General features: G+C 55.6%; 1 protein-coding gene and 1 pseudogene. Both read left to right on the forward strand.

Translation table 11 applies throughout. The annotated features are described in order from the left end of the window. On the forward strand, positions 1-723 hold a 723-nt coding region (locus CJ301_RS18490), incomplete at its 5' end, for a CatB-related O-acetyltransferase (RefSeq protein ID WP_216823341.1). Between the two features lie 405 nt (positions 724-1,128). Beyond that, a pseudogene (locus CJ301_RS18495) lies at positions 1,129-1,362 on the forward strand (IS256 family transposase); the annotation flags it as partial.

Here is a 1,362-nt window from a genome sequence, read left to right on the forward strand (position 1 = left end):
CCCCCTGATGTTGCACAGTCGATGAAAATAACACATGCCGGTACAGTTCATGCAGTCGAGAACGGGCATCAAGTGATGAATGATACGGATCTAGCAACAGAATGGCGTGATCAATTAATTGACGAGATCAGAAAAGATTCGACCCTTGCAGATATCCGGGATGCCGAGGCACGACAGCGAAGCAGCATAGTATTTCGCGGCAATATCAAGGAGGTGAAAAGATATCTCTTTGCCGCACGAGGTACGAACCTGAATGGCCGCGTGGAGCAGCAGGGCAGGACTTATGTCGGGCGATATTGCGCTTTCGGGTCGGAGTTCACCACCATAAACGGAAACCACAGAACCGATACGGTGAACATGAATATAAGGCTGCAAAAGCAGCTTGGATTCAAGACGAACCACATAAGGGGACAGCCAAACTACGTGGGTCACAACGTTTGGGCGGGAACGGGGGTCACCCTTCTCAACGGTGCGGTCGTGGGAAGCGGGTCGGTCCTCGCTGCAGGATCGGTTATCACCAAGGATGTTCTGCCGTTTTCGATCGTTGGTGGTACTCCGGCAAAGTTCATCAAGTTTCGCTTCACCCAATCCGTCATCGAGCAGTTGCTCGCGATATCCTGGTGGAACTGGACGGTGGACCGAATGTCCCAAAATGCCGACTTCTTCAATGCATCCATAGGTCCGGATGCAGATATAAACCTGATGAAGCTTGTGAAAGACTGAGGATCGACAGAACCGGCCATCTCCGGGCTGCATGACCTGACCCGGAATTCTCTGATCGACGCTGCCGAAAGATCGCCTTGCGGTCAGACCATGCGGTGTTTGTCAAAGCAGGAGCCGATCCCAAACCGCCACAAGCTGCTGTCGTAAAGAGCGATGGCGGTGAGCGTTGTGGAAACCGTGCCCCGGTACATGGTCTTTGCCTTGTCGTGCAAGCCGCTTGCTCAGAAGGACGGGCGCAAGTATCCCGGCCCGGAAACACGCATGTCTCGCCAGAAAGCTTGCCCTCAAGTGCAGGCGCCTGAGGTATAGAGAGAAACGCGCGAAAGTTGGTGATGCCCTGAGGGGCGGCATATCATGGCGGTGTTCAGACGCCGTCAGTTCTCAGCCGAGAAAGGGATATGCCACATGCGAGAGAATACCATTGCACAGCTGCCTGATCCATCGGGATTTGGCTCCGACGCATTCACCGATGTCATCCGCGAGGGCGCGCGCAAGCTGATCGAGCAAGCTATCCACGCCGAGCTGGCTGCGCTCATGGCCGCGTTTTCCAAGGATACGCTCGAGGATGGGCGGGCGCGCTTGGTCCGTCATGGTCACCTGCCGGAACGCGAGGTGATGACCGGCATTGGCCCGGTGTCC

Source organism: Limimaricola cinnabarinus, assembly GCF_002723615.1.
In the GTDB taxonomy this organism is placed as follows: domain Bacteria; phylum Pseudomonadota; class Alphaproteobacteria; order Rhodobacterales; family Rhodobacteraceae; genus Limimaricola; species Limimaricola cinnabarinus_B.